This is a genomic window from Rhizobacter sp. P2_H2, from assembly GCF_056403375.1.
The window spans coordinates 1-3,546 of record NZ_JBFUFP010000563.1 but is presented as its reverse complement, the minus strand read 5'-3'; the positions used below and the strand labels follow the sequence as shown (position 1 = coordinate 3,546).

1 protein-coding gene and 1 pseudogene are annotated in these 3,546 nt (G+C 67.3%); both read right to left on the bottom strand.

All coding sequences use genetic code 11. The features are described 5' to 3' along the window. On the bottom strand, nucleotides 1–2,960 hold a 2,960-nt coding region (locus AC1D15_RS22515; RefSeq protein WP_477827716.1), incomplete at its 3' end, for a PAS domain-containing protein. Nucleotides 2,961–3,108: 148 nt separating this feature from the next. Then, nucleotides 3,109–3,546, bottom strand: a pseudogene (locus AC1D15_RS22510) (sulfotransferase); the annotation flags it as partial.

Below are 3,546 nucleotides of genomic sequence, written 5' to 3'. Positions count from 1 at the left end.
TAGCAGACATGGCTGCCGTTGGTCATCTCGCTCTGGAACGTGACGGCCTCTCCCCGCAACGCGGCGCGAATGTGCGGTTCGACCTTGCTGTACGCCGCATCGCCCAGCAGCGCGCGCACGGTCTGCCCGTGGAGTTCGTCGCGCGGCCGGCCGAAGCCTCGCTCGTAGGCCAGGTTGTTGAATCGGTAGCGCTCGTCGGCGTCGATGTAGGCCACGCGCATCGGCAGCGCATCGGCCACCGTGCGCAGGCGGGCCTCGCTCTCCTGGAGCGCTCGTTGCGCTTCGCGGTACGAGGTGATGTCGGCGACGAGGGTGTACAGGCCCACGACCACGCCCCGCTCGTCGCGATCGGGAACGGCCGTGACCTGCACATGGCGTCGGCCCTCGGGGCGCACCATTTCCCGGTCGTACGCCACCTCCTGGCCCGCCAGGGCGGCCCGCAGCCGGGGTTCGATGTCCAGCCAGGCCTGCTCGCCGTAGAACTCCCGCACGCTCGTCCCGATCTGCGGCGCCGCGTCATCGCCGAACCATTGCTGGTACGTCCGGTTGACGAAGCGAAAGCGCAGGTCGCTGTCGAGGTAGGAAATCAGTGCCGGCAGGTGGTCGGTCACCATGCGCAGCCGATGCTCGCTCTCGCGGACCGCCTGTTCTGCGGCCTTGGCGGCCGAGATGTCGCGCATGAGTGCCGAGAAGTACTCGACCTTGCCCTGTTTGTCGCGGTGGCAGATGACGATGTGGCTGACCGGGAACTCGCGCCGCTGCGCATCCCAGACCAGCGATTCGCCCACCCAGACGCCGGCGGCCTCCGCCGCAGGCCAGACCTCCGACATGAACCGCTCGAGGGTTTGCGGCGGGTTGAAGTCGGCCAGCGTCAGGTGCTCGATCGACGCGTCGAGCGCCACCCCGGTGCGCCCGCGTGCGGCCGGGTTCATGTAGGTGAGCCGGCCCATCGGGTCGATCTGCACGACGTAGTCGGTGGTTGCGTCGAAGACTGCGCCCAGCATGCGAAGCGCTCCCTCGGCCCGCATGCGCTCGGTCACGTCGCGACCGACCGAATGAAGCATCGGCCGGCCCGACGGGTCGAGCTGAAGGCTGTCGGTCCACGAAATCCAGCGTTTGGCTCCGCTGGCAGTCATGATGCGGTTCTCGCCGGTCGACGTCTTGCCCGTCGACAGGACCTTCGAGATGACGTGCCGAACGATCTCGTGTTCCGCCGGCTCGACGTAGTCGAACAGATTCCTGCCCACCATCTGTGYGGGCGTCAGGCCGAACTGCCGCGCATACGCCGGGTTGACGTAGCTCAGTTCGCCGTCGGGCTTGACGAGCGACACGAGTTCGGACTGGTCATCGAGGATGGATTTCACCATCTGCTGGCTCGCGACCAATTGCCTGATCACCGGCCTCACCTCGCTGTGCTGGACATAGATGGCCAGCGCGAGGATGCCGACCAGCGCCAGCGCCAGAAGGTTCAGGCGCGACCGCATYGGCGCATAGAGCGTCTCGACATCGGTGCGCACCGCGAACCCGAGCCCGAAATCCTTGATCGGCGCGAAGGCCGAGAGGACAGGGCTGCCGCGCCGGTCATCGAGGAACTCCACGCCCTGTTCGCCAAGCACGGCCCTCGCCACCGGAAGGGCGGGGCTGCCCGCCGCGTCGAACATCGGCAGCTCGAATCCGGACGGCCTGAACCGGTTCGGCGCGCAGACCAGCTTGTCCTTGTCGCGGCCGCAGATCGCCACGTCGGAGGTGTCGCGGGATGCCCGGATGTCCTCCAGCAGGCGATCGAACAGCGGCATGCGCTGCTCGGTGTGCACCCGTCCGACGGTGCGCTCCCCGATGCGAACATCGGTTTCCGTGAGGAGCAGGTAGCCGTCCTTCCAGGCCAGGATGGTCGTCGACCCGGTGTTCGACAGGCGCTGGATGACTTGCATCTTCGCGGATGTCATGGTGCCCGCCTGCGCCACGCGCGTGGCATCTGCGGTGTAGAACTCCACGCCCGTCAGGTCGGTGGTCAGGATGCTGTCGGCAACCCGCTGCAGGAACTCCTTGGCCACCGCGTCGCCGGGCGCCGTGCTCAGCCTGTCCAGGGCCTGGCGTGCGGCCGGCCGCGTGGCAACGGTTCTCGGGAACCACAGGCTCACCTCGATGGTGTGGGCCAGCGACGTCGCGTTCGTCCTGGCGATGAGCAGCATGTCCTTCGCGACCGAGCGCTCGAAGGTATCGCGCATCACCCCGAAACCCGCAACGCCACCTGCCAGGGCGACCAGCGTGATGACCGCGATCGAGCGCCGCTTGATGCGCTGCTCGGTCTTTTGCAGCACCTTGGGTTCAAGCGCCTGGGATGCCTCGTGGAGCATCCACAGGCCGGCGCCGACGACCGAGAGTCCGAACGCGGTGACCGGCTGCATCCGGTTGAAGCTCGCCACCCGGTACAGCGTTTCCAGGCCCACGAAGTGACCGACGAGTCCGGCCAGGCCGATGAGGGAAACGGCCAGGGACAACCCCAGGAAGATGAGCTGGCGAGGCCGGGTGGAGCGTTGCCTGTTCAGCCAGAAGCCGATCCCGGCGAGCAGGAATCCCAGGCTCGCGTTCGCGGACAGCCGGCCGGGATGGGGTTGGGCCGCTGTGGAGACGGTGCCGGCGCGGACGATGTCGACGCCCAGGCCGATGCCTGTCACCCCTTCGAACAGGTAGGCCAGGGGCAGCGCGATCAGCGCGGCGATGCAGATGGCAGAGAGCCGGGTGAGCCAGGCGGCCGGGTTCGATGGGCGCGAGGCGTTGATCAGGCAGATGCTCGCCGCGATGAAGAGCAGCGGGCTGGCGATGCCTGCGTGCTCGGAGCCGGGGATGAGGTGCGCGACGGCGTCCACCTGAAACACCCAGCGCACGGCCATGGTCGCGCCGAGCAGGCCTGCGACGAGTCCTGCCACTCGCGCGGTTGAAAGGGCCGATTTCTGCATGGGGTCTATCCGATCCGGTGTCTGTCGCCTGACGATTGCGGCGTACAACCTCTCGACGGGCAAGCGACACCGGAGCAAGCGCTACACCGCAGGGTACGCCTCGGCAGGCGCGTTGAAGGCCGGAAGTGGGCCCGTGCAGGGGCGCAATTCAGGCGTGGACTGCGTGGGCCAGGCGTTCGCGCACGGCGGCGAGGTGGTCCGCCCTGACCCGCCGCAGGACGAAGTCGCGGTAGTTGGTGCTGCTGAGTTGGCTCCATGCGTGCGCTCGACCCAGGGCGGATCGCTGCGCGCGAGAGGCGAGAACCGCGTCGTCTGGAATCGGAGCGTTCGCATCGGTCATGAATTCATAGCCGTAGGAGCGCATGTGCTCTCTCGCCACCGTCTCGATGACCTCGATTTCGTCGACGCTCAGCTGGCTCTTGAACTTGTCCCGGTTGGCCGGGATGGGACCGAAGCAGTTGGATGACCACAGGTCCGACAGCTTCGACATCTGCCGTGCTTCGGTGGAAGCCGCCACGTCGAGCATTTGCGGAAGGAAGTCCAGGCCGATGAAGTCGCAGATGCCGCGCAGGACAAGCTCCTGGTC